This window comes from Roseobacter sp., from assembly GCF_045106495.1.
Taxonomy (GTDB): domain Bacteria; phylum Pseudomonadota; class Alphaproteobacteria; order Rhodobacterales; family Rhodobacteraceae; genus Roseobacter.
The window spans coordinates 243,638-270,636 of record NZ_JBGCEQ010000011.1 but is presented as its reverse complement, the minus strand read 5'-3'; the positions used below and the strand labels follow the sequence as shown (position 1 = coordinate 270,636).

Genomic DNA, 26,999 nt, shown 5'->3' with positions numbered 1-26,999 from the left:
GCCTTGGAGGAGCCCCGCCCTAAACATATTGGAGACAAAAGATGGCTGGAGAAGTTCCAGATCTTGAAGCTCAGGAACGGACGGGGACAGGCAAGGGCGCCGCTCGTCAGGCACGCCGCGATGGCATGGTTCCTGGGATCGTATTTGGTGGCGATGTCGACCCGCTGCCGATCAATATTCCGTTCAACGTGCTGATCAAGAAACTGCGCGCAGGACGGTTTAAATCCACCCTTTTCAACATGAAAGTGGATGGCCACGACGACGTGCGTGTAATCTGCCGCGATGTGCAGCGCCATGTAGTTAAGGATTTGCCAACGCATATCGATTTCATGCGTCTCAAGCGGACGACTAAAATCAACCTCTTCATTGCAGTTGAAGTCGAAGGCGAAGACGTGGCACCGGGCCTGAAAAAGGGCGGCGTTCTCACCCTGATCCGTCCAGAGGTCGAACTGATCGTGACAGCGGGTGACATCCCGGATCACGTTACGATTGATATCTCCGAAATGGAGATTGGCGACAACATCACGATCTCTTCGGTAACGCTGCCTGAGGGCGCGACGCCGACGATTGACCGCGACTTCGTGATTGCCCAGCTCTCCGCACCTGCGGGTCTGGCGTCTTCGGATGACGAAGACGAGGATGCCGGTGAAGATCAGGATGCATCCGAGGCAGAGGCAGAAGCGACCGAGGAATAGGGCGTTTCTAAAAGTGAATAGTGTAATACGGGGCCCTTTGCGGCCCCGTATTTCGTTTGCATACAGGCTTTGCTATGCTGCATCGCAACATGAGGAGCGATACCATGAAACTGATCGTCGGCTTGGGCAATCCCGGGAGCAAATATGCGCGCCACCGGCACAACATCGGCTTTATGGCGCTGGATCGTATTGCCGGTGACCATGGATTTGGCCCGTGGAAGAGCAAGCATCAAGGCAGTATCACGGAAGGCCGGTTTGGTTCAGATCGGGCGATCTTGCTTAAGCCCGAGACCTTTATGAACAATTCCGGCCAATCGGTGCAGGCTGCCATGCGGTTTTACAAACTGGAGCCGTCGGAGGTGATCGTGCTGCATGACGAGATTGATCTGACCCCTGGCAAAGTCAAACACAAGATGGGCGGTGGTCATGCCGGTCATAACGGGTTGAGGTCCGTGCATGCGCACATCGGACCCGACTACGCCCGCGTAAGGTTGGGCGTGGGCCATCCCGGCCACAAAGATCGCGTGCCGTCCTATGTATTGCATGACTTTTCCAAAGCGGATGAGGACTGGCTCGATGACGTACTGCGTGGGGTGAGCGATGGTGCACCGTGGCTGGCGACCGGAGATGCCGCGAAATTCATGAATGCGGTTGGTATGCGCGTGTCGCCGCAGCGGTCCGGCACTGGACGGCAAAATCCCAAAGCGAAGGAAGCGGAATTGCCAGCAAAAGATGCGGTATCAATTGCACCTGAGCCCGAAGCCATGCCAGAACAGAAATCGGCCATGCAAAAACTGATGGAGCGGTTCCGGTGAGCCTCGCCAATGCGTTTCGCGAACAGGCTGCAAGCTGCGAAAAACTGGACTCACCTTTTATGGGCCAATTGCTGTGCGTTCTGGCAGACAACTGGACAGGCGGCAGCAAACTGGACGCCAAACTTTGCTCATTCTCTGGAGACATTGGTCCCGCGGGCGCATCCTTGCCGCTGCGCACAGCAGGCGGGCTGCACGCTCTTGTTCTGAGCGGGCGCGCGCGCGATCTTGTGGCCGTCTACCCGCCCCATAAAGTGGACGACGACACTCTTTGGCAGACTGTGAACTCCGCATTGCACAGCCATGAAGACTTCATTCTGGACTGGGTAGAAAGTCCGCCTCAGACAAATGAAGTGCGCAGATCCGCTGCCCTGATCGCCGGAGGATGCACCGTTGCGCGGCGGTTTGATCTGCCAATTGTCTTGTCCGAACTTGGGGCCAGCAGCGGGCTCAACCTCATGTGGGACCGTTATGCGTTATCGGTCCCTAACGGCACTTTGGGTGCCTCCGACGCAGTCTTGACACTGACACCAGACTGGGAGGGACCGAGCCCGCCAAAAGTCATGCCGGAGATTGCGACACGTGCAGGCGTGGATCTGAACCCGCTCGACCCTGCCAATGCTGAAGACTTGCTACGGTTGACCGCGTATCTGTGGCCGGATCAGCCGCATCGTCTGGCGCTCACCCGAGCAGCTGCCAGCGTCATGACCGCTCCCATTGTCCGCGGCGATGCCATTGACTGGCTTGCAGAACGGTTGGAAAGCGCGCCCGAAGGGAACGTTCACATGATTCAACACACAGTCGCCTGGCAGTATTTCCCGCGGGAAGCACAGGCCCGCGGAACGGCGCTGATCGAAGCCGCAGGCCGCGCCGCCACGGAATCAAGGCCGCTGGCCTGGTTGGCAATGGAAAGTGACGGTGACCGAACGGGTGCCATTGGCGCGGCTTTGACCTTGCGCCTTTGGCCTGGCGACGTGACGTATGATCTGGGGCGCGTAGATTTTCATGGGCGCTGGGTCAAGTGGCACGGTACGGGCGAACAGGAACAATCCTAAAATGCGCATTGTATTTCGATGGATCTTCCGCGTCGTCGCGGCACTGATCGTGGCCCTATTCGCTCTGGGCGCGTGGAAGTATGACGAGTTAAAACGACTAATGGCCGTGAACCGTCTCTTTCTACCCGACCGGATTGTCAGCAACTTCAGCCACATGGATCAGGCGTTCCTAAGCGCACCTTTACCATCAGTAGACGAGGTCCCCTCGTCTTTTCCAACTGGGAAGAAAGCCGAAATGCCGGCTGGTTTTGAAGCGTTTACCAGGGACCGCAACGTCACTTCCATCGTTGTTCTAAAAGACGGAAAGCTCGTGTTTGAGGATTATTTCCAAGGCACCACTGACAAAGATTTGCGGATCAGTTGGTCCCTGGCCAAAAGCTACATATCGGCATTGACGGGGGTGATGCTGGAGGAAGGAAGCATCGGCAGCTTGGACGACCGTGTCATCGATTATGCACCAACTTTGCGCGACGGGGCTTACCACGGAGCAACGATCCGCAACGTACTGAACATGGCAACAGGCGTAACCTTCGACGAGGACTATCTCGACAAGAACTCTGACATCAATCGAATGGGACGGGTGTTGGCTCTTGGCGGAGAGATGGACAGTTTTGCCGCCGGGTTAACTGAAAATTTCACCGATCCTGGCGTCGACTGGAAATATGTGTCCATTGATACTCACGTCCTCGGCATGGTGATCCGCGGCGCCACGGGTAAATCCATTATCCAGTTGATGGGCGAGAAGATCATTGGGCCCCTCGCAGTGGAGCAAGCACCTTACTATCTGACAGACGGCACCGGTGTCGCCTTTGTTCTGGGGGGGTTGAACAGTACTACGCGCGACTATGCGCGATTTGGGCAGATGTATCTGCAAGGGGGCGCATGGAACGGCCGCCAGATTGTGCCGCGAGATTGGGTGATTGCATCAACCACGGCATCGGCACCCACGGACCCGGACCAATACGGGTATGGGTATCAATGGTGGATGCCTCGCGACGCGCGTGCACGCGAGTACATGGGGCGTGGCATCTATGGGCAATACCTCTATATTAACGAGGAACAGAGCGTGGTGATCGCCCTGACAGCGGCAGATTTAAAATTTCGCGAAGCTGCCGTTCAACGCCAGAATATCGTTCTCTTTCGGGAGATTGCCGACAGTTTGCAGGGAGGTTCTGATGAAGAAAGATGACAGCATAAATGCCATGAACGGGGTTCTCGTGGTTTGCGGTACCGATCCGGTGACCGGTTTCTTTCGAGACGGACATTGCAACACTTGCGAAGCCGATCAGGGCAGCCACACAGTCTGTGCCGTGATGACGGCAGAGTTTCTGGCTTACTCGAAATACGTCGGCAATGATTTGAGTACGCCACGCCCCGAGTTTGGCTTTTTGGGTCTCAACGTCGGAGATCCTTGGTGCCTTTGCGCCAGCCGGTTCCTGCAAGCTCACGACGAGGGCTGCGCGCCCAAAGTTCATCTGGCCGCAACGCACAAACGTGCGTTGGAAATCGTTCCGCTAGAGATTTTGAAAGAAAACGCCCTCCCCGCATGAGGGTTTCGCTAAAAGGGCCACCTGATCTTCATTACGACTCAAAAATCCAAATGGACGGCTCAAATGAGTTGAGCCAATAATCACGGTATGCTTTTGCGATCCACGGACCGCAGCAACAATTGCAATCTCAGTGGATACCAGAACTTTGCCAAATTCTCCGAAAGCAAGATCTGCTACCATAGAGAAAGCGAAAAATGCCCAGTAACCGAAATCACTCTGCGCAGGAAGTTAATATGCTCGAGCACCCATAACCTCCGGACACGGTGCGGGTTGCCAAAACGATAGATCACAGGTGCAGGAAGTCTATCTCACTGCAACTTTGATTTTTGTGCCTGCAACTTCAATGGTCTCGCGGCCTTTCTTCCTTGCGGTAAAGATGACTTCGACCGCGGGCGTCCAGCCGCCACAGGTTCGGCTTTTGACGACACCCCATTTGCCATTGCTCAAAGTGCCGTATTTGGTATCGCGCGTTCGATTGGGATCGACATTTGTCGGACGTTTGCCACATTCGCCACGATAGCCATTCACTACAACGGACTCGCCGACTGTCAGTTTCACTGATCGATGCGTCGGAATTTGATTGTTCGAATCCGCTAGTGCAACTGACCCGAGCATTATGAACGTAAACAACAATTTGTAAAACATGGCATTCCTTCCTGAAACACCATCGACAATATAAGCTGGCTCAAATCAGTCAAATGCATAGACACGTCGCCGCGAGATTAAAGACGCGCGTTTCCACGCGTCCTTCTAGTCGGATCAGGCAAATTCACCCATCTCAAACCCGAGCGCTTTGGCCACTGTGAAAATATCCTTGTCGCCACGACCGCACATGTTCATGCAGATGATGTGATCCTTGGGCAGGTCGGGCGCGATCTTCATCACATGTGCCAGCGCGTGGCTGGGTTCAAGCGCGGGAATGATACCCTCCAATTCGCAGCAGAGTTGGAACGCTTCGAGTGCTTCTTTGTCGGTGATCGACACATATTGCGCGCGACCAATGTCGTGCAACCACGCGTGTTCCGGGCCGATCCCTGGGTAGTCAAGACCCGCCGAGATCGAAAAACCTTCAAGGATTTGCCCATCGTCGTCCTGCAGAAGATAAGTTCTGTTTCCATGAAGCACGCCGGGCCGCCCGCCTGTGAGCGCGCCGCAATGCTCCATCTTGGCGTTCACGCCTTTTCCCCCCGCTTCGACGCCGATGATGCCCACTTCCTTGTCGTCAAGGAACGGGTAAAACAGCCCCATCGCATTAGATCCACCGCCAATCGCCGCAACAAGCGTGTCTGGGAAACGCCCTTCTGCAGCGGTCATCTGGTCGCGCACTTCTTTTCCGATGATCGACTGAAAATCACGTACCATCGCAGGATAGGGATGCGGGCCTGCCACCGTGCCGACGCAGTAGTAAGGGTCGCGGACATTTGTCACCCAGTCGCGCAGCGCGTCGTTCATCGCATCCTTAAGCGTGCCCCGCCCCGAGGTAACAGGAACCACTTCAGCCCCCAGCAAGCGCATCCGGAACACATTCGGTGCCTGACGTTCCACATCATGCGCGCCCATGTAAACGACGCATTTGAGTCCAAACTTCGCGCAAACCGTCGCTGTAGCCACGCCATGTTGACCGGCACCGGTTTCCGCAATGATGCGTGTTTTCCCCATGCGCCGTGCGAGGATGATTTGGCCCAGGACATTGTTGATTTTGTGCGCGCCGGTGTGGTTCAACTCGTCGCGCTTCATATAGACTTTGGCGCCGCCAAGATGCTCGGTCAGCCGATCGGCAAGATAAAGCGGGCTGGGGCGTCCGACGTAATGAGTCCAGAGGTGGTTCATTTCGCTCCAAAAACTCTCGTCCGTCTTGGCGTTCTCGTATTGCTCTTCGAGTTCAAGGATCAGCGGCATCAACGTCTCAGAGACAAAGCGCCCACCAAAATCACCAAAGCGACCATTTTCATCCGGTCCTGTCATGAAGGAATTGAATAGATCGTTGGCCATGCTTGTCTCCGTCCTCATTTGGGATGGTTTTATGGAGTGTGTGGGCGATTGACCAGTGACAAATCGCCCACGCAGATACCGGAATGCCAAAGATCAAAAGCCTCAGCGTGGTCAGGTACCCTGTCCATTTGCACATGCCGAAGTTGCAGTGGAACCGCAATGCGTGTGGCGGCTTTCATGACGCGCGCATGATGGTTCGATTGCGCGTAACGTTTCATTGACGCGCCATTTCGCCACCCCGTCATGGAAATGTAATAGCCCCGCATCGAAAACACCTCTGCATGTAGGCAATCACCATTTGCTCGCGCCTGTCTGAGAGACAAATGCGATCGCCAGAAGAACTCCGGAGTCCAAATCCAGTGTTTCAACCTGACAGCGCCAATAGCAATCAGAGACATTAGCGTCCTCCACGCAGAAAAGTACGCCCGATCAACGCGGATGGATCAACCGGCAGCCGCCGCCACAAAGGCCTTGATGAGACCCGCGCTCTTTACCCCAGGTTCGGATTCCACTCCGGTTGAGACGTCAATTTGTGTCGCGCCGGTCATGGCGATGGCCTCAGATACGTTTTCCGGGGTCAAACCACCTGCCAGCATCCAGGGAATCGGCCATCGACGCCCGGCGATCAAACGCCAATCAAAAGAAAGCCCGTTCCCGCCCGGTAGGGCTGCGTCTTTTGGCGGCTTGGCATCAACCAAAATTTGATCTGCCACTTTGAGATAACTGTCCAATGCGTGAAGGTCGGAACGATCACCCACACCCACCGCTTTCATGACCGGCAAACCGTAGCGCGCTTTTACTTCGATGACCCGTTCGGATGTTTCCTGGCCATGCAGTTGCAACATGTCCAACGGCACCTCTTCTGTCAGAGCGTCAAGAAAAGAATTATCCGCGTTTACGACCAAACCAACTTTGGCCAGGCCCACCGGCGCAGCGAGGGCGAGCTCTCTCGCTGCTGGAATGGAAAGATTACGCGGCGATTTAGCGAAGAATACGAACCCGCAATAGGCCGCGCCAGCAGAAGCAACCGCGGCGACGTCGGATTGGGTCTTCAGCCCGCATATCTTGATAGAAACCTCACGCTCCATAGCCGGGTTTGATCACGGCAATCACGCCTGTGCAAGGGCATGGTTTCAGCTGGCTTCGTCCAAAAGCGCTAGGACCTCGTCCTTGCCCTCGTGTTTTTCACCTTTCAGCTTGGCGATCTGACGCTCCAGCCGGCGCATCTCTCGTGCTTGCCGCGCTGCTTCAGCGCGTTGATTGTGTTCGCGCACCCATTCCCAGACAAAACCAACCAAAAGGCCAACGATGATCCCGCCAAAGATCACGATGAACAACGGGAGTTCAATACCAGGGTTCATATGGAACCACCCGGCGACTTCGGATGGGATCAATTGCAGTGACACCATCTGCCGGTTGGCCACGGCCACTGATATTAGCGCCGCCGCGAAGGTGATGATGCAGGCATAACGGATATAGCGCATTAGGATTTCCCGTTCAGACGATCACGCAAGAGCTTGCCAGTCTTGAAAAACGGCACATGCTTTTCCTCAACATGTACGGTCTCGCCCGTACGTGGGTTTCGACCCACACGAGAGTCACGTTTCTTCACAGAAAACGCGCCAAATCCACGCAGTTCGACGCGGTCGCCGCGTGACATCGCGCCTGTAACTTCCTCGAAGATAGTATTGACGATTCGCTCTACGTCACGCTGATAAAGATGTGGATTTTCGTCTGCGATCTTTTGGATCAGCTCGGAACGGATCATGGCAGCACCCCTCATTGGAAATCGGACGCTTTTGACGCGCCCATTTAGTTAACTATAGAAAGAAAGGTTGCTTTCGGAAAGTCAGCCTGTGCCTGCGTTTGAAAGTTTTTTCAAAGGAAGACCCTGTATTCGCGCAACTTTTCCGCACTGACTGGACAAAAGCGACGTTCATGACCGGGTGATACGCATTGCCGCAGTGCAGCATAACAGTATGATTCGTGTTGGATTTTTCCGAAGAACCGGCCCCAGCAATCTTCAATTTTGAAGTCAGAGGCGTGAAAGCCGATCAAGCCCGAACACCTGACGGCCAGATGAATTTCAACGCTTGAGACCACCTGATCTTTGTCTGTGAAGCAAGACAAGCGACCGGCAATTGTCACATAATTTATGCAATTTGCCCGTGTTATGGAACTAAGCGTCACGGAGAGTAATCAAGATGCAGCTCTCGCATTGCGTGAATAGCTATTGTCTGCTTAGCTTGTCTATGAATGGTCCAATAAATTTTCCGCTTCGAGAAAAGGGCCATGAAACAAAATGCTACGGCAAGGGATACGTTTAGGGATGATACAGAATGGTTTAACACGCGATGTTTGCGTGATCGGCTCCGGTCCAGCCGGGCTTCAGGCTGGATACTACTTCCAGAAAAAGGGATTGGATTTCTTAATTCTAGAGCGCGGATCGGAAGTTTGCAGCTTTTTCCGCACTTTCCCACGGCACCGTCAGTTTATTTCGGTCAACAAGGTCCACACCGGGCTGTCGAATGCAGAAACCCGGCTGCGGCATGACTGGAACTCGCTGATGAACGACGAAGGGCTTTTGTTCAAGGATTGGAGCAAAAAATACTTCCCGTCCGCCGAGGACTTCGTTGACTATGCGGAAGCCTTTGCGGCGCAAATGCAAGATCGTATTCTTTGCGACACCAATGTGGTGGAAATCGCGAAAGAGGGCGAAGTATTCAACCTGCGTTGCGCCGATGGCACAGTGCACCACGCTCGCAATGTGATCGTTGCAACAGGTGTGTCACAACCATGGGATCCGGGGATAGAGGGCTTTGATCTCATCGATAACTACTTTGATTTTGACCCGACACCGGAACAATTCGAAAACGAGCGCGTCCTAATCTTGGGAAAAGGCAACTCAGCCTTCGAAACCGCTGATTCACTGGTAGAACATGCCGCAGCCATCCACGTTATGAGCCCGAACCCTGTGCGTTTTGCCTGGCAAACCCATTTTGTTGGTCACCTCCGCGCCGTGAACAACAACTTCCTCGATACATATCAACTAAAATCCCAAAACGCAGTTCTGGACGCCAAAGCAGTGAAAATTGAACGTCACGATGGTGTTTACACCGTGACAGCCGAAATGAATGCGGCTCAGGATCACGACATCGTGCTGACCTATGATAGGGTCATCGCTTGCACGGGCTTCCAATTCGATGCGGATATTTTTGCTGATGACATCAGGCCGGACATGCGGCATTTCGGCAAGTTTCCAGCCATGACGGAAGAGTGGGAAAGCGAGAATGTCGAGGGATTATTCTTTGCAGGCACTATTATGCAGTCGCGCGACTACCGCAAAACCATGTCGGGTTTTGTGCATGGATTTCGGCACAACGTGAAGTGCCTGGCGGAATTCGTCGCAGGTAGATTGCAGAAAACCGAATATCCCAGCGCGCGCACTCTGATGGAACCGAACGCGCTGACCCGTATGATCATAGACCGGATCAGCACATGTTCAGGTGTGTTTCTGCAACCGGGATTTCTATGTGATGTGATCGTGATGGACACCACAACCGAAGGTCATTGTTTTGAGGACGTGCCGGTTGACTGGGCACATGTCAAAGAAGGGATTTCAGATCGGGAATACCTGATGGTGACTCTGGAATACGGTGATTTCGGCGCAGATTCGATGCATGTAAAGCGTTCGCATGAGGTATTTGGCAAAAACCCGGACGCTTTCATTCATCCGGTGATCCGTCATTTCCGAGATGGCGCACAGATCGGCGAAGTGCATTTGGCCGACCATCTGGATGCAGACTGGCGCCCCAGGATCGAGCGCGACCCCAATGCGGCGACAGTTTTGCGCATGACTTTCAAAGATGCCGGGGAAGCGCTGCCGCCGTCCGAAGTGGCTCATCGTCAACTCATCGCTTTTATTAATCAGCAAGGAATTGGTACGGTGGCCAAACGGACAGCAGCCGAATAAATAAACAAGGCCTGCAAAGAAAAAGCCCCGCAGATCACTCTGCGGGGCTTTTGCGCTTAATTGAAGACTGGGATCAGTCTTTGTCTTTAAGTGCCGCGCCAAGGATATCACCCAAGGAAGCGCCGCTATCCGACGAGCCGTATTGTTCGACGGCTTCTTTCTCTTCGGCGATCTCGCGTGCTTTGATCGAGACACCAAGACGGCGTGTCTTGTTGTCGACGTTGGTAATGCGCACGTCGACCTTGTCACCCACGGAGAAACGCTCGGGGCGTTGTTCAGCACGGTCACGCGACAGATCGGAACGGCGGATGAAAGATTTCATGCCTTCATATTCCACTTCGATGCCACCATCTTCGATCGCAGTAACATTCACGGTCACGATGGAGCCGCGTTTCACGCCGCCAACAGCTTCAGCGAACTTGTCACCACCGACGCCTTTGATCGAGAGGCTTATGCGCTCTTTCTCAACGTCCACTTCGGAGACAACCGCGTTGACCATATCGCCCTTGCGGTAGTTCTGAATGGCATCTTCGCCGCGCTCGTCCCAGCTCAGATCGGAGAGGTGGACCATGACGTCGATGTCGCCTTCGAGACCAACAAACAGACCGATTTCGGTGATGTTCTTGACCTCGCCTTCGACTTCTGTACCCTCGGGGTGTGTTTCCGCGAAAACTTCCCACGGGTTACGCATTGTCTGCTTGAGTCCCAGGGAAACGCGACGCTTCGCCCCATCGATTTCCAGAACCATGACTTCGACTTCTTGGCTTGTAGAAACGATTTTGCCTGGGTGTACGTTTTTCTTTGTCCAGGACATCTCGGAAACGTGCACGAGGCCTTCAACACCAGCTTCGAGTTCAACAAAAGCACCGTAATCCGTAATGTTGGTCACGCGACCAGTGTGAGAGGACTCCAGCGGGTATTTGGCGGCCACCAGATCCCAAGGATCTTCTTGCAGTTGCTTCATACCCAGCGAGATGCGGTGCGTGTCTTTGTTGATCTTGATGACTTGCACCTTGATCGTCTCGCCGATCGCCAAAATTTCGGACGGGTGGTTTACACGGCGCCATGCCATGTCTGTCACGTGTAACAAGCCGTCGACGCCGCCAAGGTCCACAAACGCACCGTATTCGGTGATGTTTTTAACGACACCGTCAACGGTTTGGCCTTCAGTGAGGTTGCCAATAACTTCGGCACGCTGCTCGGCACGAGATTCTTCGAGGATTGCGCGACGCGAGACAACGATGTTGCCACGACGACGGTCCATTTTCAGAATCTGGAACGGTTGTTTCAGACCCATCAGAGGACCCGCATCGCGTACCGGGCGTACATCAACCTGAGACCCGGGCAAGAAGGCCACGGCACCGCCAAGGTCAACCGTAAAGCCGCCTTTTACACGGCCAAAGATTGCACCTTCAACGCGCTCTTCGTCGGCGTAGGCTTTTTCCAGACGGTCCCATGCTTCTTCACGGCGCGCCATTTCGCGGGAAATAACCGCTTCGCCACGCGTGTTTTCGACCTGACGGAGGAACACTTCGACTTCATCGCCAACAGCGATTTTCGGCGCTTCTCCGGGATCTGCGAATTCTTTGAGTTCGACACGGCCTTCCATTTTGTAGCCGACGTCGATGATGGCTTGGCCCGCTTCGATTGCGATGACTTTGCCTTTAACGACAGACCCTTCCTCGGGTGTGTCCATTTCGAAGCTTTCTTCCAAAAGGGCTTCGAAGTCTTCCATAGTTGCGTTTTGCGCCATGTAGCGTGTTTTCCTTTGTGCGTTTGTTTCTGGCCGTGCGGTTGTCTCCGCCGGTCTTTGGATTTGATGCGCTGAAAAGGTCGAAGCCTCTGCACCAAACAAACGAAGGGCCGGTATTTACCGACCCTGCCTATTTGCTCAGTTGCAAAGGCTGTTTCCGCCCCGTCAACGCTCGCGCGTATAAATCGATTTTGTCATGGGATCAACCCATCGTTACGTTTTACCTTGTTTCGATCAAACGCGTCAAAGTGCCTGGCCCTTGCGCAGCTCCTCCAGCAAGTCCTGGTAGATACCATTGCTATCGCCACCGCCAAATATCTCAGCCCCGCCTGAATAGGTCTGGCCGTATGTGCGTGCGACACTGACCGTCTGAGCGATTGCCGACAGGAATTGATCCTGTTCCAATGGCGACAGCGGGTGAATATATACACCCCAAAGCCTGCCCTGCGCCACGGCATAGCGTGCATCCAATGCCGTATCAAAATTTGCCTGCATCATTCGCAGCAACTCTTCTTGTTTCAGGCCTTCAGCAGATCGGATGGGCACCATTGCGCGCATTCGATCCGCACGGGGATCCGCAACGACCAACACCGGAATGTCCTGAACAGTGAATTCAATCGAGGCACCACGCAGCTGCGCATCTGCGTCGATCACTAGGATGATCTCCGCCAAGCGTTCTATCGTCATTGCCGGTTCTACGGCTGGTGCGGCCTCAGGCTCATTATTTTCTTGCGCATGGCTCAGCGTAGCCAGAATCGTAAATGCAAGCATAAGTAAAAAACGTGCCATCATAGAACCTCTCAAAATCAGCATAGGCTCAAGCTAAACGCTGTTTTCAGCAAACACCAAGCACCGTTTGGTGATCGATTTGCAATATCGTGTTCTATGTGAAGTGAATGAAATCTCGGCTTTGCAATGTAATGCCTACTGGATGGGCCCAAGAAAGGATCAAGACGTCAACGTATCGTACTCTTACTTTTGCGTGACGCAAAGGCATGCAAAATGCCATTTGATACTGATAACCCGGCGTCGTCCGCTGGAGTGCACTTTAGCGAACCCGGAGCGGTTCCACCACTGCAATTGCGGCGGCGATAGCATCATCGATTGCCAGCTCGGTTGTGTCGATAACAATCGCGTCTTCAGCCGGTTTGAGCGGTGCCTCGACGCGATCCTGGTCGCGCTCATCGCGCTCCTTCACATCAGCCAAAACTTGTGCGCGACTGGTCGCGGCACCCTTTGCTGCCAGCTCGGCAAAGCGTCGGTCGGCGCGTGTCTCGGGACTGGCAGTCACAAAAAGCTTGGCATTCGCTTGTGGGCAAATAACGGTTCCGATGTCGCGACCATCCAAAACAGCACCACCAGCACGGCACGCGAAACTGCGCTGAAAACTCAACAAAGCCGCCCGCACCTCCGGGATGACAGCTACTTTGCTCGCAGCCTGCGCCACTTCGGGGCCGCGCAGATCATCGCCTTGCAAGTCTTCCGCTGTCAGCGTTTGAGAGGCTTTGGCAGGATCCACACCCAGTAGGTGCTTGGCCCCCACGGCTCGGTACAAAAGACCAGTGTCGAGATGCGCGAATCCGAAGTGTTCTGCGAGCGCTTTGGCGATCGTTCCCTTCCCTGCTGCAGCAGGGCCGTCAACGGCTATTGTGAAGGTTTCTGTCATGCTTGATCAAGAATCGGAGCGTACTATTTGCGCACCCAATTCGGCCATCAGCCGTTCAAATATGGGAAAAGAAGTTGCAATTGGTCCACCATCATCAACGCTGACTGGGTTTTGCGACGCCATGCCAAGGATCAGGAATGACATCGCAATCCGGTGGTCAAGCTGGCTAGCGCAAGTCTCCCCGCCCGGAACCTTACCAGCGCCAAGACCGGTCACCGCCCACCAGTCCGGGCCTTCATCGACCGCAATGCCATTTGCACGCAGGCCAACCGCCATGGCATCAATTCGGTCGCTTTCTTTTACCCGGAGTTCTTTAACGCCGCGCATCATGGTCTGCCCCTCGGCAAAAGCGGCAACAACGGAGAGCACCGGATACTCATCAATCATGCTGGCCGCGCGCGAAGGAGGCACCTCGATGCCTTTTAGGTCAGGTGAATAGCGGGCTCGCAGATCGGCCACTGGTTCGCCGCCTTCTGTCCGCTCATTTTCGTAGGTAAGATAGGCGCCCATCTCCCGCAAGGTCGTATAGAGCCCAGCTCTGGTGGGATTGAGGCCAATTCCCGGAACCAGCACATCCGAGCCAGGTACGATCAACGCGGCGCAAACAGGAAAGGCGGCTGACGAAGGGTCGCGTGGCACGTCAATTTTTTGCGGTTTGAGCTCTGGTTGTCCGGTGAGCGTGATCACGCGGCCTTCTTCCGTTTTTTCAACTGTGATTTCCGCACCGAAACCGGCGAGCATACGTTCCGTGTGATCCCGCGTGGCTTCTGCTTCTTTCACAACGGTTTGGCCAGGCGCATTCAGGCCCGCCAACAACACTGCGGATTTCACCTGCGCCGACGGCACTGGCACAGTATATTCCACCGGCACCGGATCCGCAGCGCCGACAAGCGTCATCGGCAATCGCCCCCCTGCCCGACCAAAAGCTTGTGTTCCAAAAAGCGCAAGTGGATCTGTAACTCTGGCCATCGGGCGACCGTTCAATGATGCATCCCCCGTGAACGTCGCGCTGATCGGCGAAGTCGCAACAGCTCCCATGATCAGGCGCACTCCTGTGCCGGAATTGCCGCAATCGATCACGTTATCAGGCTCCGCGAACCCGCCGACACCAACGCCGTGAACGGACCATGTCCCACCGCCATGATCTGTGACCCCAGCTCCAAAGGCGCGCATTGCCCGCGCTGTATCGAGCACATCCTGGCCTTCCAGAAGGCCGGTAATTTCGGTTTTCCCGACGCTCATCGCACCCAGGATCAAAGACCGGTGCGAGATCGATTTGTCGCCCGGCACTTGCGCCATCCCGGTTAACGGCCCACAGGGGCGTGAGGTCATCGGAATAGGCGCGCCGTGGCTAGACATAAGGTTTCTCAAACTGATCTGATTTGGCGCAGGCTTAGCGTTTACGTCTCTGAGGGTCCAGCCCTATCCAAAGGCAAGTCAGGTCTTTCGGAACGTCAAATAGTGAGGGGTCCGCCCTTCGCGCAGCGCCTTTTGCTCATAGCGTGTAGAGATCCAGTCATCCCAAGGCGCGCGCCAGTCATTTGGACCTTCGGCCAACCAATCAAAACCGTGCTGTGGGACTTCTTCGAGCGTCTGACGCACGTAGTCCTCAATGTCTGTCGCAACACGAAAAATTGCGCCGGGTTTCAACGTTCTGGCCAAGGGTTCCAAATGCTCGGCAGTCACAAAGCGCCGTCGGTGATGGCGCGTTTTTGGCCAAGGGTCCGGATATAGCAAAAAGGCGCGATCGATCGACGCGATCGGCAAGACATCGAAAAGATCGCGCACATCTCCGGGATGCACAGCGAGGTTTTCAACACCTGCACGCCGAATTTTACCCAAGAGCATCGCAACGCCATTGATGTAGGGTTCTGCGCCTATGATGCCGACATGGGGATTGTTGCTGGCTTGATGCACCATATGCTCCCCACCCCCAAAACCGATTTCCAGCCAGATCTTTTTCCCACCAAAGAGTTGGACCAGATCAAGCGGTGTTCTTTTCGGGTTTTCATCCCAACCGACAGGTCCCGGCGATAAGGCAGCTAGATCTTCATCAAGGTACGTCCGCTGCGAACGCTTGAGGGTTTTTCCCTTTAAACGACCGTAAAAATTCCGGCGTGGGCGCATGTTTTTAGACATCGGCGGGCTTTAACCCGGTCTTAACATCTATGCAACGCTCACCGCCGAACCACTGGCAGGTTTCACCAAGAATTAAGGAGAAAGCGATACAGTTGCTTTTCAGTTTTGGTTGCTCCAGGGGAGAATGGGCCTTGAGTCAGATGGGAAAAATTTTCGCAAAACTGCGCCCGGAAGCAGCGGAACTGCCAAAATCAGCCAAAATACTGATTGTGGACAACCAAAGGTTCGAACGGGCGCATTTGATCCGACTGATTGACTCATTGGAGTTTGAAACACATGTTGTTCAATCGGATTGTTTGGCGACGATGAAATCAAGGTTGAACGCCCATAAATTTGACCTGATTTTTATGGATTGCAACTTACCTGACGGAACCGGATTACAAGCGCTCGAAGCTATTCAATTCGATCCGAACAACAAAAAAGCTGCAACAATAATCATCGCAGGCGACGGACAGAATGGCATTGCTATCGAAGCGTTGAAACGTGGATGCAGCGACTACATCGCAAAGGACGATCTGACCCCCTCCTCATTTAGACGTGCTTCCATGAATGCCCTCCAAAAGTCACGGCTTTCCATCAAACTGGAAACGCAGCAGTGCAAAACCCAGAACTTAGAAGCCTTGCTGGAAGGGCTCGCAAAAGAGAGTCACAATGAAGTTAAACCCGTTGTGAGCCGCATTGTTCGCCAACTCCGAGAACTGCGCGAAGAACCTGAACTCACGACCGAAACGCTTTTGGACCGCTGTAACCGGATAGAAAGGTCCTGCGGGAGATTGAAGTTGTTCCTGGACGACATCGAGCGTTGTCAAAACATCGATTTCGACCACAAGACGGTCGCGGGACGGACCACTCAGGAAACTGCGGGCACAGGCACCGTAGATGAAAACCAGCCTGAAAATTCCGCGCCGTCAATCTCGGCCAAACCGCGCCGCATTCGTGCTCCTCAGGCAAAGAAATCACCATTGAAGTCAGGTGACAAAGCCGCCAAACCAAGTTTGTTCAGCAAACTCAAAAAATAACATACCGGTACTCAAAGCAGCTTTGGGACTGTGTTCAGACGGCCGCCTTCAGCGCATCTACCAGATCTGTCTTTTCCCAACTAAAGCCGCCATCGGCATCCGGTGCACGACCAAAGTGTCCATAGGCCGCCGTACGCTGGTAGATTGGTTTGTTCAATTGCAAGTGCTCGCGGATACCACGTGGCGTCAAGTCAATGATCTGACCAATCGCCTTTTCGACGGCGCTATCATCCACCTCGCCTGTGCCGAATGTATCGCAATAAATGGAAAGCGGTTTGCTGACACCAATTGCGTAGCTCAATTGTATCGTACACTTGTCAGCCAGACCAGAAGCCACAACGTTTTTCGCCAAATAACGCGCCACATAGGCGGCAGAGCGGTCGACCTTGGTCGGATCCTTGCCAGAGAATGCGCCGCCGCCATGAGGAGCAGCACCGCCATAGGTGTCGACAATGATCTTGCGACCTGTCAAACCGGCATCACCGTCAGGCCCGCCAATGACGAAAGTGCCGGTCGGGTTGACCCACCATTCTGTCTCATCCGTGATCCAACCGTCGGGAAGAACATCGCGGATATACGGCTCAACAATAGCCTGAATGTCTTGAGACGTTTGACTTTCGTCAGCGTGCTGGGTTGAAAGCACGATAGACGTCACCCCTACGGGCTTGCCATCTTCATAGCGAACCGACAACTGGCTTTTGGCATCCGGTCGCAGCGTTGGTTCTGTACCGTCCTTGCGGACTTCGGCCAGTCGGCGCAGGATCGCATGCGCATAGTGAATCGGCGCAGGCATCAATTCTGGGGTTTCATTCGTTGCAAAGCCGAACATGATACCCTGATCGCCGGCCCCTTCATCCTTGTTGCCGCTGGCATCTACGCCTTGTGCGATATGAGCAGACTGCTCGTGCAACAAATTGGTAATTTCGCAGGTTGCGTGATGAAATTTGTCCTGCTCATACCCGATGTCCTTGATACAAGCCCGGGCGATACCTTCAATGCGCCCTATATAATCTTTCAAAGTATCCTGATCCGAAAGACCAACTTCTCCTCCTATCACTACACGATTGGTTGTCGCAAAAGTTTCCGCTGCAACACGCGCTTCAGGTTCAACAGCAAGAAAAGCATCCAACACCGCATCAGAAATACGGTCACACACTTTATCTGGGTGGCCCTCAGAAACGGATTCTGAGGTGAAGACGTAGTTTTTTCGAGACATGAAACGCTCCGATAAGAAAAAATGCCTTGCCGCGCCAGGAAGCCGTTGTGGAAAGGTTGGGCGTGCTTACGTCGATCAACTTCGACCGTCAATCGAATTCTCAACGTCGGAATTTACCCAGCACTGTGCTCAACAGTACCAGCGTCAGCAGCACAATAATGGGGATATCACCCGTTCTGCCATAAAGGGTGACTTTACCCGGCGCGGGGAGGGGCGCATCCAGAAACCCCGCAACACCCATCGGCAAGCTAGCCAAGACACGTCCCTTTGGATCGATCATGGCAGATATACCAGTATTTGCGGACCGCATCAGCGGAAGACCTTGTTCAATTGCACGCATGCGCGCCTGGGCGAGGTGTTGTTGTGGGCCGGCATTCTGACCGAACCATGCGTCGTTGGTGATTTGTAGCAAAAAATCAGCGCGTGGACCGGTCGTATTCAGCCCGTGAGCAAATACAGCTTCGTAGCAAATCAAAGGCACTCCAAGACCTAAGACACCAAAATCAAGCACTTGGGGGCCAGGACCACCGGCAAATCCAATGGCAGATGATTGTGCCAGACCGGTAATGCCGAATTGGGTCAGAAAATGCCCGAACGGGATGTATTCACCAAACGGAACAAGATGATGTTTGTCATAGATTTGCTGCGCCGCACCGGTAGCGTCCAAAACTGCCATAGAGTTGTAAAGCGCGCCATTGCTGCGGCGCAACAGTCCGAGTGCAACAGTTTGCCCACGCGCAGATGAGGCGATCTGGTCGAATGCAAGCTGAGCCTGGTCCAGGGCCCAGGGAATGGACGTTTCCGGCCAAACGGTCAAACTGGGCGGCAAGGCTCCTTCTTTCGGGGCCGCTGCGGTGAATCGCAATTGTTGATCAAAGAACGACTGTACAAAATCCGGTTGCCATTTGAGATGCTGCGCAGCGTTAGGTTGAATTAGGCGAACCCAATGACCGGTCGTTGCAGACGGCGACGCGGAGGGCGATTTATAGAACAAAGCTGTCGCACTGCAGAGCAAGACCAACTGGACAACGCCAAGGACTCGCCACTTTCTGTATGCCAACGGAAAAGAAAGCGCCGAAGCGATTGACATCAGCCACAGCATCACCCCATGCGGTCCCCCCCAAGCAAGACCTTGGCCAGCTGCTCCGGACACCAAAGCCTGCGCCGGGCTTGCCCAGGGAAAACCCGTGAAAAGATAGGCGCGCAATACCTCCGCCGCCGTCCATGTAAAGACCAAGGGCCACGTGCGTGAAGACAGATAACGTGCAAACCAAAAGGCGCCGCTCCAAAACAGAGCCAATCCCATGCTCATGAAAGCGAGCGCGAACGGTGCCATCCAGGCATGCCTATCAGGATCAATCTGAAAGGGTTCAACGATCCAGAAGAGTGCTACGCCAAAGTATCCAACGCCCAACGACCAGCCTATCAGGCCCGCGTCGCCGCGTCGGCGGCAATTGCCTAGGATCAAAAATACGAGCGCAAAACTCAACAACATGACGATCGGCTGATTAAATGGGGCTTGTCCCAAAGCAGCGATCGCGCCCAATACGAGCGCTATGCCTGCCTGACCCGAAAGTGGCAACCTTTTGTACCATTCCCAGTGTCCAAGCCGATCGGGGACGGTTTTCACGTTTAGAGAACCGGTGCCGCGATGCGAACACGAAGTCTTTTGATGCGCCTTGGATCTGCGTCAAGCACTTCGAATTCGGGACCGTCCGGATGCACCACCACTTCGCCACGCGCTGGCACACGCCCTGACAACATGAAGACAAGACCGCCAAGAGTGTCGATTTCCTCTTCGTCAACCTGCTCATGGTCCGTCAGCGACATGCCGATTTCGGCTTCGAAATCTTCAAGTGGTGTTTTTGAAAGGGCGAGGTAGCAGCCCGGTTTTTCCTGCGTCCAATAGAGACCTTCATCAATATCATGCTCATCTTCAATTTCGCCGATGACTTGTTCGATAAGGTCTTCAATTGTCACTAGGCCATCAACACCGCCATATTCATCGATGACCAGCGCCATATGGCGGCGTTCGGCCTGCATTTTTGTAAGCAACACGCCTATGGTCATTGACGGTGGTACAAAAAGCAATGGACGCAACATCGCCTGCATATCAAAGCTATGGCTATCGCCGTTAAACCCGTGGATCAGCGCCAAATCCTTAAGGTGCAACAGACCGATGGGTGTATCGAGTGTCCCGTCATAGACGGGCAGCCTGGTAAGACCGCTTTCCTTGAAAACCGTCACGACCTCTTCGAGAGAAGTGGTAACCGGAATCGCGGTGATATCAGCCTTTGGTATGGAAACATCTTCGACGCGCATGCGCCGCAGGTTCATCATGCCATGAGTTTCAGGTCGTTCCTGCGAAGCCAATAAAACAGGCGCCGCCATGTCGGATTCAGATGGGCTCAAAGCCCCAATGACCCTGCTGAAAAATCCACCTGGCCTTGAAGGATCAGGTTCTGAAATTGTGTCTGCCTCGACATGCGCGCGCTGCGCTGCGTCAGACTGTCCGTCGTTGTCGCCCATTGGGTCCTGTTCTAGAATGGCTCGGCACTAGACCGATCACGTCATATATGGGTCATCCAAACCCAATTTGCCAAGTATTTCGATTTCCAATGCCTGCATTACCGTAGCATCGCCGTCACGGATGTGGTCGTAGCCTAAAAGATGTAACATACCGTGAACGATCAGGTGGGTTGCATGCGCTTCAAGCGACTTTCCCAAATCACCAGCTTCGCCTGCGCAGGTTTCATAGGCAATTGCAATGTCCCCCAAGTCGATCACACCCTCGAAATCGGGTTCTGCCGGTTGCGGTTGGGTCCCTTCGACAGTGGCGGAAAGATCAACCGAAGGCCAACTCAGGACATTTGTCGCAACGGACTTATTCCTGAAATCCGAATTCAATTGACACATCCGCGCATCGTCACAACCAAGCAATGAAGTTTCTACGTCTTTTTGTGGCAATTCAAGATGCGCAAGCGTCATAGCAACCGCACGTTCGGCCAAAGATTCCAAATCTATTCCCAGCCAACCAGTTGTTTCGATCGCAATAGTCAACATGTCGCATGTCCGGTCAAAATACCGGGCCTTTGATGCCTCAAGTGGGAGGTGTTTCGGCTTCGTAGGCCTCAATAATTGCTGCCACCAATGGATGCCGCACAACGTCTTTCGAGGTGAAGTAGTTGAAACTGATCTTTGGAATCGTTTTTAGCAAACGTTCAGCATCCCCAAGCCCTGACGGTACGCCCCGAGGCAAATCCACCTGCGTCCGATCACCGGTGATCACCATGCGCGACCCTTCGCCTAGCCGGGTCAAAAACATTTTCATTTGCATGGACGTGGCATTTTGCGCTTCATCCAGCACTACAAAGGCATTTGACAAGGTGCGGCCACGCATGAAGGCCAAAGGGGCAATTTCGATCTGCTTTTCTTCAAAAAGCTTGGCAAGCTGCTTGCCTGGCAGGAAATCGCTGAGCGCATCATAGAGCGGCTGCATATAGGGGTCGACTTTATCTTTCATATCTCCCGGTAAAAAGCCCAGGCGCTCCCCTGCTTCCACGGCCGGTCGAGACAGAATGATTTTATCAACCTGACCCGTCAAGAACATGGATATGCCAACCGCCACCGCAAGATAGGTCTTGCCCGTCCCTGCAGGCCCAATGCCAAAAGCAAGCTCGTTTTCAAACAAGGACTGCACGTAGGCTTTTTGTGCGTCGGTGCGCGGCTCGACGTTCTTTTTACGGGTCTGGATTTCAATACGGTTTCCGATGGGCATTTCCAACTGATCCCCATCCTGAGTTCCGGTTGCTTCTTCAAAAGGACCCATGCGCAATTCGCGGTCCACATCCGCGGCTTCGACCGCGCGTCCGCTTTCCAGTCGAGCATAAAGCGCGTGCAGCACGCGTTTTGCGTCAGTTCGAGAGTCCACGTCGCCCATAACGGCCAACTGGTTTCCGCGTCGAATAATCTGAACGCCAAGAGCCTTTTCAACTTGTGCAAGATTGGCGTCATAGGCACCGCACAAATCAATCAGCAATCTGTTGTTAGGGAATTCAACCGTGCCGCCCGGGATCGCGGCAAGAGTATCTGTTGGACTTTGGTCGCTAGGGGCCAAGCGCTGCTCCTCGAGCATGAATTTCACACGACGGTGCCAATTACACGCGTGCGGCGCAAGAGCAACCGCAACGTAATCACAAAGTTGAAACATTCTTTTTTCGGAAAAGAATCTGAAGACTGTCCAGATGAGTTCCGGAAATTACGAAATACCGGATTTCGCGAGAAAAATAGCGTTAATCTGTTCCGTCAAATCCCCGTTTCCAGCATCCAAGCTTTCGGAGACATTCAATTAATGTGCCGCTAGATTACGATATGCTTGGCCGCCAGAGAGTTTCGCTTGGCCTCGGTTATCTTCACCGGCACGATCTCCCCAATCGTGGCCTTCGAATCCTCGATATGTACTGCATGCAAATACTCCGACTTTCCAACCATTTGCCCCTGGTTGCGTCCGGTTTTTTCGACCAGAACGTGTAGATCACGTCCAACCATACTGTTCAGAATATCGTGTTGCTGGCGGGTAATCAGGTCCTGGATACGCTGCAAACGTTCATCTGCCACAAGCGCATCAACCTGCGCGCGCTCTGCGGCCGGTGTGCCAGGGCGGGTCGAGTATTTGAACGAATAGGCATATCCATATTTCACAGATTCGATCAATTCGAGCGTCGCCTGAAAGTCAGCCTCGGTTTCTTCAGGAAAACCAACAATGAAATCACCAGACAAAACGATATCGGGGCGCGCCGCTCGAATCTTGTCGATTACCCGTAAATAGCTTTCGGCGGTATGGCTGCGATTCATGCGCTTCAAGATGCGATCGGAACCGGATTGCACAGGCAAGTGGAGGTACGGCATGAGCTTTTCACACGTGCCATGTGCCTCGATCAGGTCGTCGGTCATGTCATTGGGATGCGATGTGGTAAACCGTATGCGTTCCAAACCATCGATCTCGTTCAAGGCCCATATCAATTGAGCAAGACTTTGATCTGATCCATCTACGCCTGCACCATGATAGGCATTGACGTTTTGACCCAGCAAAGTGATTTCGCGGACACCGCGCTCTACCAATTCATGGGCTTCGTCAAGGATGCGCGGGACGGGACGGCTCGATTCGGCACCGCGGGTATAAGGCACAACGCAAAAGGCACAGAACTTATCGCAACCTTCCTGCACGGTCAGAAACGCCGAAGGCGCGCGCGCTGCCTTGGTGCGCCCTTTCAAGGTTGCAAATTTATCTTCCTCGGGGAAATCCGTGTCCAGGGCAGTTTCGCCAGCGCGCACACGCGCCTCCATCTGCGGAAGGCGATGGTAAGATTGCGGACCGACCACCAGATCCACCGCAGGCTGACGGCGCATGATTTCCTCGCCCTCGGCCTGTGCGACACAGCCCGTCACGCCAATCTTCAGATCAGGGTTTTGCGTTTTCAGGCTTTTGAGGCGCCCAAGTTCCGAATAGACTTTTTCCGCTGCTTTTTCACGGATGTGACACGTGTTGAGCAGGATCATGTCCGCGCCCTCCGCGGAGGATGTCTCCACATAGCCCTGATCGCAGAGTGATTCCGCCATGCGCTCGCTATCGTATACGTTCATCTGACAACCATAGGTCTTGATGAATAGCTTTTTGGGAACGGTCATTGGAACATCCGTGTCAAAGAGGTTAGCGCGCTGCTTACCAGCCCCTGCTGAGGCTTGCAATAAAGGTGGGGTTAACTGATTCTGCCGCAAGGTGCGCGTCGGAGCGCTCGATGCAATATAAACATCTCACAGAATTTTTGACATCCAATGCGATGGCCCTCCAACAGGGGCCCATTGCGATGATTTTTGTCGAAGACGAGATTGAAATTGCATCAACCCTTCGTCATCACAAGGAAATCGGGTTTGCCAAGGTGCTGGCATTCATACCGGACGTATTCGATTTACCGCCAGATTTAAAAGACGTTGTGCACCGCATTGATTTCGACGCATCGCTTGAGAGCGACGTCCAGGCGGCCGTAAACCAGGTGGCCGCAGCCGCCCCTGGTGTTTGGATGTTCTTTTGTTTCAACGCGGAGTATTTGTTTTTCCCGTTTTGTGAAGCCCGCAGCGTCAACGAAATGTTGTCATTCCATGAAGAAGAGCGGCGTGAGGCCATGCTGACATATGTCATCGATCTTTATGCAGACGACCTCTCGACCTGCCCGAATGCGGTGTCGCTTCGGCACGCCCATCTGGACCGATCGGGCTACTATGCCTTGGCCCGCAATCACTGCGCAAACGTGGCGCAACCCAAAGAACGCCAGTTAGATTTCTTCGGCGGTTTACGGTGGCGTTTCGAAGAGCATGTCCCGACCAGCCGCCGCAAGATCAACAGAATCTCCTTATTCCGGGCAAAACCCGGCGTCACTCTGCGCGAAGATCACAGTTTTTCGGAAGAAGAGTACAATACATATGCCTGCCCTTGGCACCATAACATCACAGCGGCGGTCTGTTCCTTCCGGGCGGCCAAAGCTCTGAAACGAAATCCCGGCAGTAGACATGACATCAAGACCTTCCGATGGCACAACTCCGAAAAGTTCGAGTGGAATTCGCAGCAGTTGCTGGATTTAGGACTGATCGAACCCGGCCAGTGGTTTTAGGAAAACCATTTTGTACCCGCCCTGACACGAATCAATTGCCACAGCACTCGTGCTTAGCAACCAGGGTTCAGGACTTGCGGCGCAACCTGATCACAACATCAACGGAAGCAATTTCCGCACCTTCGGGCGCATCGGGTATCTGCGCAATCACAAGTTGGTCAGAGGGCGCATCCGTCAATTTCGCCTCATCTTCCCAATAAAAATGCGGGTGATCATGGGTATTGGTGTCGAAATAGCTTTTTGATCCATCGACGGTGACTTCCTGCATCAGCCCTGCATCGCAAAATGCCCGCAAAGTGTTGTAGACTGTGGCCAAGGACACCGCCTCGCCTTGCTTTTTTGCTGAGGCAAACAAACTTTCGGCCGTGACATGACGGTCCTGACCATCTCCGATCAAGAGTGTTGCAAGCGTTACACGCTGACGTGTCGGGCGCAGCCCTGCCGTCGCCAGCCAAGAAGCTCCTATGTCCTGTTGTGCAGTAGCCATCGCATCCTCTTGCACCGTTTCACGTCCTATATAGTGCGTATTGCGAGTCATTTTCAATTGATTCAGGTGAATTTGTCCCGGCGGTTTGACGCAGGCGCTCTTGCGCATGGACAACATGCCGGTAATTCTCGCACTCTTGCAGAGCCGGTAAACCCAATGCTAGAGGGTCTGAACCAAGAAAATAGCCGAGCAGGAGACGCGCCAGAATGGCCCAATACCCCAACAGTTTTGACAAAGACGACCTGCTGAAATGCGCGCGCGGAGAGTTGTTCGGTCCCGGAAACGCTCAATTGCCCGAGCCGCCAATGCTTATGATGGACCGGATTACGGATATTTCGGACGACGGCGGCAGCAATGGCAAAGGCCATGTGGTGGCCGAGTTCGATATTCATCCGGACTTGTGGTTTTTCGAGTGTCATTTTCCCGGCAACCCTATCATGCCTGGCTGTTTGGGTTTGGACGGCCTGTGGCAGTTAACTGGGTTCAACCTGGGTTGGCGCGGCTGGACCGGGCGCGGCATGGCTGTTGGCGTGGGCGAGGTGCGGCTGACCGGCATGGTCCGCCCGGACCGCAAAATGCTGACGTATCACGTCGATTTCACAAAAGCGCTACAAACCCGTCGCTTGACAATGGGGGTCGCCAATGGCCGGGTGGAGGCAGATGGCGAAACCATTTACGAAGTGACTGGCATGCGCGTCGCCTTGTCGGATAGTTGACGTCAAGAAAACGAAGGAGAACACCATGCGCCGCGTTGTTGTGACAGGGTTGGGCATTGTTTCATCGATCGGAAATAACGCCGAGGAAGTGCTGGCTTCGCTCAAATCGGGGAAAAGCGGTATCGTCTCCAGCCCTGAAATGGCGGAACATGGATTTCGCAGTCAGGTGGCAGGCACCTTGAAAATCGACGCGTCCGAGCACATTGATAAACGCACGCTGCGTTTCATGGGTCCAGGGGCCGCCTACGCCTATATCGCGATGGGACAGGCGATTGCTGATGCGGGTCTCGACGAAACCGTGATTTCTAATCCGCGGACCGGGCTTGTGGCAGGGTCTGGCGGCCCTTCAACGTCTGCCATGCTCGCGGCCCATGAGGTGGTTAAAAAAACAGGTGCAACCAAGCGTATTGGTCCCTTTGCCGTGCCCAAGTGCATGTCCTCCACTGTCAGCGCCAACCTGAGCACGGCTTACAAGATCAAGGGCATCAACTACTCGATCACATCGGCCTGCTCGACATCATTGCATTGCATCGGCAACGCCGCGGAACAGATCATCTTGGGCAAACAGGATGTCATGTTCGCAGGTGGGGGTGAAGAACTTGATTGGACACTGTCGTGCCTTTTCGATGCGATGGGCGCAATGAGCAGCAAATACAATGATGCACCGGAAACTGCGAGCCGAGCGTTCGACGCAACCCGCGACGGGTTCGTAATCTCGGGAGGCGGCGGCATCGTCGTCCTTGAAGAAATGGAACATGCGCTGGCCCGCGGTGCCAAAATCTACGCTGAAGTCACGGGCTACGCCGCCACTTCGGACGGACATGATATGGTCGCCCCTTCCGGCGAAGGCGGGGAACGTGCGATGCGCGTTGCGCTCAGTACGCTGCCTGAAGGCAGGGCCGTTGGATACATCAACGCCCACGGTACTTCGACTCCGGTAGGCGATGTTGGTGAGATCGAAGCGGTGCGACGCGTCTTTGGGCAAGGGTCAACACCGCTTGTGAGTTCGACCAAATCAATGACCGGGCACGCGCAAGGAGCAGCCGGTGCTTTGGAAGCCATTTTTAGCTTGTTGATGCTGGATAACGACTTCATCACAAAATCGATCAATGTCACCGAACTTGATCCCGCTCTGGATGCTGGCGAAATTGCACTCGAACGTGTCGATAACGCCGCTCTGGACAGTGTGATGACGAACTCCTTCGGTTTTGGTGGCACAAATGGATCGATGATCTTGTCAAAATTTCTAGGGTAAGAG

The 26,999-nt window shown here is 54.1% G+C and carries 28 protein-coding genes; 10 read left to right on the top strand and 18 right to left on the bottom strand.

Going from position 1 to position 26,999, the window contains the following annotated elements:
• Nucleotides 1-41: 41 nt before the first annotated feature.
• The 5 genes from AB8B75_RS09820 to AB8B75_RS09800 all read left to right on the top strand — a co-directional run bounded on the left by AB8B75_RS09820 (nucleotide 42) and on the right by AB8B75_RS09800 (nucleotide 4,112).
• Nucleotides 42-695, top strand: coding sequence for a 50S ribosomal protein L25/general stress protein Ctc (locus AB8B75_RS09820; RefSeq protein ID WP_405361791.1), 654 nt, complete (start codon nucleotides 42-44; stop codon nucleotides 693-695).
• Between the two features lie 104 nt (nucleotides 696-799).
• Nucleotides 800-1,510: an aminoacyl-tRNA hydrolase gene (gene pth, locus AB8B75_RS09815; protein ID WP_405361789.1), complete on the top strand. Its 711-nt coding sequence runs from the start codon at nucleotides 800-802 to the stop codon at nucleotides 1,508-1,510.
• Entirely contained in the window at nucleotides 1,507-2,562 is a 1,056-nt protein-coding gene (locus AB8B75_RS09810; protein ID WP_405361787.1) for a DUF2332 domain-containing protein, read from the top strand. The genes pth and AB8B75_RS09810 overlap by 4 nt, the downstream gene beginning before the upstream one ends.
• A 1-nt stretch (nucleotide 2,563) precedes the next feature.
• Complete coding sequence (locus tag AB8B75_RS09805) at nucleotides 2,564-3,751, top strand: serine hydrolase domain-containing protein (RefSeq protein WP_405361785.1); 1,188 nt, start codon at nucleotides 2,564-2,566, stop codon at nucleotides 3,749-3,751.
• Nucleotides 3,738-4,112: a DUF2237 family protein gene (locus tag AB8B75_RS09800; protein WP_405361783.1), complete on the top strand. Its 375-nt coding sequence runs from the start codon at nucleotides 3,738-3,740 to the stop codon at nucleotides 4,110-4,112. The genes AB8B75_RS09805 and AB8B75_RS09800 overlap by 14 nt, the downstream gene beginning before the upstream one ends.
• Before the next feature lie 303 nt (nucleotides 4,113-4,415).
• Here the strand turns inward: AB8B75_RS09800 and AB8B75_RS09795 are convergent, their stop codons facing one another.
• The 6 genes from AB8B75_RS09795 to ihfB form a co-directional block, all read right to left on the bottom strand.
• Complete coding sequence (locus tag AB8B75_RS09795) at nucleotides 4,416-4,757, bottom strand: hypothetical protein (RefSeq protein WP_405361781.1); 342 nt, start codon at nucleotides 4,755-4,757, stop codon at nucleotides 4,416-4,418.
• 114 nt (nucleotides 4,758-4,871) lie between these two features.
• Entirely contained in the window at nucleotides 4,872-6,104 is a 1,233-nt protein-coding gene (trpB, locus tag AB8B75_RS09790) for a tryptophan synthase subunit beta (RefSeq protein WP_405361779.1), read from the bottom strand.
• 29 nt (nucleotides 6,105-6,133) lie between these two features.
• The gene (locus AB8B75_RS09785; RefSeq protein ID WP_405361777.1) at nucleotides 6,134-6,502 is read right to left on the bottom strand and encodes a hypothetical protein; all 369 of its coding nucleotides are present in this window, start codon (nucleotides 6,500-6,502) and stop codon (nucleotides 6,134-6,136) included.
• Between the two features lie 45 nt (nucleotides 6,503-6,547).
• On the bottom strand, nucleotides 6,548-7,192 hold the full coding sequence (locus tag AB8B75_RS09780) for a phosphoribosylanthranilate isomerase (RefSeq protein ID WP_405361775.1): 645 nt from the start codon (nucleotides 7,190-7,192) through the stop codon (nucleotides 6,548-6,550).
• 45 nt (nucleotides 7,193-7,237) lie between these two features.
• Nucleotides 7,238-7,588, bottom strand: a complete 351-nt coding sequence (locus tag AB8B75_RS09775; protein WP_405361773.1) for a lipopolysaccharide assembly protein LapA domain-containing protein — start codon at nucleotides 7,586-7,588, stop codon at nucleotides 7,238-7,240.
• A complete protein-coding gene (gene ihfB / locus AB8B75_RS09770; protein ID WP_405361771.1) occupies nucleotides 7,588-7,872 on the bottom strand; it encodes an integration host factor subunit beta in 285 nt (94 codons plus the stop codon). The genes AB8B75_RS09775 and ihfB overlap by 1 nt, the downstream gene beginning before the upstream one ends.
• A gap of 561 nt (nucleotides 7,873-8,433) precedes the next feature.
• Between ihfB and AB8B75_RS09765 the strand changes: the two genes are divergently transcribed.
• Nucleotides 8,434-10,077 carry an NAD(P)-binding domain-containing protein gene (locus tag AB8B75_RS09765; RefSeq protein WP_405361769.1) on the top strand — a complete coding sequence of 548 codons (1,644 nt, stop codon included), beginning with the start codon at nucleotides 8,434-8,436 and terminating at the stop codon, nucleotides 10,075-10,077.
• Between the two features lie 73 nt (nucleotides 10,078-10,150).
• On the opposite strand, the gene rpsA is transcribed toward AB8B75_RS09765, so the two are convergent.
• From rpsA to AB8B75_RS09740, 5 genes are all read right to left on the bottom strand, one after another.
• Nucleotides 10,151-11,932, bottom strand: coding sequence for a 30S ribosomal protein S1 (gene rpsA / locus AB8B75_RS09760; RefSeq protein WP_405361767.1), 1,782 nt, complete (start codon nucleotides 11,930-11,932; stop codon nucleotides 10,151-10,153).
• A 141-nt stretch (nucleotides 11,933-12,073) separates the two neighbouring features.
• On the bottom strand, nucleotides 12,074-12,619 hold the full coding sequence (locus tag AB8B75_RS09755; protein WP_405361765.1) for a hypothetical protein: 546 nt from the start codon (nucleotides 12,617-12,619) through the stop codon (nucleotides 12,074-12,076).
• Between the two features lie 259 nt (nucleotides 12,620-12,878).
• Nucleotides 12,879-13,496, bottom strand: a complete 618-nt coding sequence (locus tag AB8B75_RS09750) for a (d)CMP kinase (RefSeq protein WP_405361763.1) — start codon at nucleotides 13,494-13,496, stop codon at nucleotides 12,879-12,881.
• Nucleotides 13,497-13,502: 6 nt separating this feature from the next.
• The gene (gene aroA / locus AB8B75_RS09745; protein ID WP_405361761.1) at nucleotides 13,503-14,855 is read right to left on the bottom strand and encodes a 3-phosphoshikimate 1-carboxyvinyltransferase; all 1,353 of its coding nucleotides are present in this window, start codon (nucleotides 14,853-14,855) and stop codon (nucleotides 13,503-13,505) included.
• Nucleotides 14,856-14,933: 78 nt separating this feature from the next.
• Entirely contained in the window at nucleotides 14,934-15,635 is a 702-nt protein-coding gene (locus AB8B75_RS09740; RefSeq protein WP_405361759.1) for a tRNA (guanine(46)-N(7))-methyltransferase TrmB, read from the bottom strand.
• 140 nt (nucleotides 15,636-15,775) lie between these two features.
• On the opposite strand from AB8B75_RS09740, the gene AB8B75_RS09735 reads away from it, so the two are divergent.
• Nucleotides 15,776-16,654 carry a response regulator gene (locus AB8B75_RS09735; RefSeq protein ID WP_405361965.1) on the top strand — a complete coding sequence of 293 codons (879 nt, stop codon included), beginning with the start codon at nucleotides 15,776-15,778 and terminating at the stop codon, nucleotides 16,652-16,654.
• Nucleotides 16,655-16,688: 34 nt separating this feature from the next.
• On the opposite strand, the gene metK is transcribed toward AB8B75_RS09735, so the two are convergent.
• From metK to miaB, 6 genes are all read right to left on the bottom strand, one after another.
• The gene (gene metK / locus AB8B75_RS09730; protein ID WP_405361757.1) at nucleotides 16,689-17,870 is read right to left on the bottom strand and encodes a methionine adenosyltransferase; all 1,182 of its coding nucleotides are present in this window, start codon (nucleotides 17,868-17,870) and stop codon (nucleotides 16,689-16,691) included.
• A gap of 100 nt (nucleotides 17,871-17,970) precedes the next feature.
• A complete protein-coding gene (lnt, locus tag AB8B75_RS09725; protein ID WP_405361755.1) occupies nucleotides 17,971-19,500 on the bottom strand; it encodes an apolipoprotein N-acyltransferase in 1,530 nt (509 codons plus the stop codon).
• A gap of 2 nt (nucleotides 19,501-19,502) precedes the next feature.
• The gene (locus AB8B75_RS09720) at nucleotides 19,503-20,399 is read right to left on the bottom strand and encodes a hemolysin family protein (protein ID WP_405361754.1); all 897 of its coding nucleotides are present in this window, start codon (nucleotides 20,397-20,399) and stop codon (nucleotides 19,503-19,505) included.
• A 36-nt stretch (nucleotides 20,400-20,435) separates the two neighbouring features.
• Nucleotides 20,436-20,933, bottom strand: a complete 498-nt coding sequence (ybeY, locus tag AB8B75_RS09715; RefSeq protein WP_405361753.1) for an rRNA maturation RNase YbeY — start codon at nucleotides 20,931-20,933, stop codon at nucleotides 20,436-20,438.
• A gap of 37 nt (nucleotides 20,934-20,970) precedes the next feature.
• On the bottom strand, nucleotides 20,971-21,987 hold the full coding sequence (locus AB8B75_RS09710) for a PhoH family protein (protein ID WP_405361751.1): 1,017 nt from the start codon (nucleotides 21,985-21,987) through the stop codon (nucleotides 20,971-20,973).
• 242 nt (nucleotides 21,988-22,229) lie between these two features.
• Nucleotides 22,230-23,558, bottom strand: a complete 1,329-nt coding sequence (gene miaB / locus AB8B75_RS09705; protein ID WP_405361750.1) for a tRNA (N6-isopentenyl adenosine(37)-C2)-methylthiotransferase MiaB — start codon at nucleotides 23,556-23,558, stop codon at nucleotides 22,230-22,232.
• A gap of 110 nt (nucleotides 23,559-23,668) precedes the next feature.
• On the opposite strand from miaB, the gene AB8B75_RS09700 reads away from it, so the two are divergent.
• The gene (locus AB8B75_RS09700) at nucleotides 23,669-24,538 is read left to right on the top strand and encodes a hypothetical protein (protein WP_405361748.1); all 870 of its coding nucleotides are present in this window, start codon (nucleotides 23,669-23,671) and stop codon (nucleotides 24,536-24,538) included.
• Nucleotides 24,539-24,605: 67 nt separating this feature from the next.
• On the opposite strand, the gene irr is transcribed toward AB8B75_RS09700, so the two are convergent.
• Entirely contained in the window at nucleotides 24,606-25,025 is a 420-nt protein-coding gene (irr, locus tag AB8B75_RS09695) for a Fur family transcriptional regulator Irr (protein WP_405361747.1), read from the bottom strand.
• A gap of 206 nt (nucleotides 25,026-25,231) precedes the next feature.
• Between irr and fabA the strand changes: the two genes are divergently transcribed.
• Both fabA and fabB read left to right on the top strand, forming a co-directional pair.
• Nucleotides 25,232-25,741: a bifunctional 3-hydroxydecanoyl-ACP dehydratase/trans-2-decenoyl-ACP isomerase gene (gene fabA / locus AB8B75_RS09690; protein WP_405361745.1), complete on the top strand. Its 510-nt coding sequence runs from the start codon at nucleotides 25,232-25,234 to the stop codon at nucleotides 25,739-25,741.
• A 25-nt stretch (nucleotides 25,742-25,766) separates the two neighbouring features.
• Nucleotides 25,767-26,996, top strand: a complete 1,230-nt coding sequence (fabB, locus tag AB8B75_RS09685; RefSeq protein WP_405361743.1) for a beta-ketoacyl-ACP synthase I — start codon at nucleotides 25,767-25,769, stop codon at nucleotides 26,994-26,996.
• Nucleotides 26,997-26,999: the final 3 nt, after the last annotated feature.

Excerpts from the sequence above, each read along its gene's own strand:
- AB8B75_RS09780 (WP_405361775.1), bottom strand. The coding sequence starts at position 7,192 with ATGGAGCGTGAGGTTTCTATCAAGATATGCGGGCTGAAGACCCAATCC.
- AB8B75_RS09805 (WP_405361785.1), top strand. The coding sequence starts at position 2,564 with ATGCGCATTGTATTTCGATGGATCTTCCGCGTCGTCGCGGCACTGATC.
- AB8B75_RS09775 (WP_405361773.1), bottom strand. The coding sequence starts at position 7,588 with ATGCGCTATATCCGTTATGCCTGCATCATCACCTTCGCGGCGGCGCTA.
- AB8B75_RS09795 (WP_405361781.1), bottom strand. The coding sequence starts at position 4,757 with ATGTTTTACAAATTGTTGTTTACGTTCATAATGCTCGGGTCAGTTGCA.
- metK (WP_405361757.1), bottom strand. The coding sequence starts at position 17,870 with ATGTCTCGAAAAAACTACGTCTTCACCTCAGAATCCGTTTCTGAGGGC.
- AB8B75_RS09740 (WP_405361759.1), bottom strand. The coding sequence starts at position 15,635 with ATGTCTAAAAACATGCGCCCACGCCGGAATTTTTACGGTCGTTTAAAG.
- AB8B75_RS09800 (WP_405361783.1), top strand. The coding sequence starts at position 3,738 with ATGAAGAAAGATGACAGCATAAATGCCATGAACGGGGTTCTCGTGGTT.
- AB8B75_RS09750 (WP_405361763.1), bottom strand. The coding sequence starts at position 13,496 with ATGACAGAAACCTTCACAATAGCCGTTGACGGCCCTGCTGCAGCAGGG.
- AB8B75_RS09700 (WP_405361748.1), top strand. The coding sequence starts at position 23,669 with ATGCAATATAAACATCTCACAGAATTTTTGACATCCAATGCGATGGCC.
- miaB (WP_405361750.1), bottom strand. The coding sequence starts at position 23,558 with ATGACCGTTCCCAAAAAGCTATTCATCAAGACCTATGGTTGTCAGATG.
- AB8B75_RS09755 (WP_405361765.1), bottom strand. The coding sequence starts at position 12,619 with ATGGCACGTTTTTTACTTATGCTTGCATTTACGATTCTGGCTACGCTG.
- aroA (WP_405361761.1), bottom strand. The coding sequence starts at position 14,855 with ATGTCTAGCCACGGCGCGCCTATTCCGATGACCTCACGCCCCTGTGGG.
- AB8B75_RS09720 (WP_405361754.1), bottom strand. The coding sequence starts at position 20,399 with ATGGGCGACAACGACGGACAGTCTGACGCAGCGCAGCGCGCGCATGTC.
- fabA (WP_405361745.1), top strand. The coding sequence starts at position 25,232 with ATGGCCCAATACCCCAACAGTTTTGACAAAGACGACCTGCTGAAATGC.
- AB8B75_RS09735 (WP_405361965.1), top strand. The coding sequence starts at position 15,776 with ATGGGAAAAATTTTCGCAAAACTGCGCCCGGAAGCAGCGGAACTGCCA.
- ihfB (WP_405361771.1), bottom strand. The coding sequence starts at position 7,872 with ATGATCCGTTCCGAGCTGATCCAAAAGATCGCAGACGAAAATCCACAT.
- AB8B75_RS09785 (WP_405361777.1), bottom strand. The coding sequence starts at position 6,502 with ATGTCTCTGATTGCTATTGGCGCTGTCAGGTTGAAACACTGGATTTGG.
- irr (WP_405361747.1), bottom strand. The coding sequence starts at position 25,025 with ATGGCTACTGCACAACAGGACATAGGAGCTTCTTGGCTGGCGACGGCA.
- ybeY (WP_405361753.1), bottom strand. The coding sequence starts at position 20,933 with ATGTTGACTATTGCGATCGAAACAACTGGTTGGCTGGGAATAGATTTG.
- fabB (WP_405361743.1), top strand. The coding sequence starts at position 25,767 with ATGCGCCGCGTTGTTGTGACAGGGTTGGGCATTGTTTCATCGATCGGA.
- AB8B75_RS09765 (WP_405361769.1), top strand. The coding sequence starts at position 8,434 with ATGATACAGAATGGTTTAACACGCGATGTTTGCGTGATCGGCTCCGGT.
- AB8B75_RS09820 (WP_405361791.1), top strand. The coding sequence starts at position 42 with ATGGCTGGAGAAGTTCCAGATCTTGAAGCTCAGGAACGGACGGGGACA.
- pth (WP_405361789.1), top strand. The coding sequence starts at position 800 with ATGAAACTGATCGTCGGCTTGGGCAATCCCGGGAGCAAATATGCGCGC.
- trpB (WP_405361779.1), bottom strand. The coding sequence starts at position 6,104 with ATGGCCAACGATCTATTCAATTCCTTCATGACAGGACCGGATGAAAAT.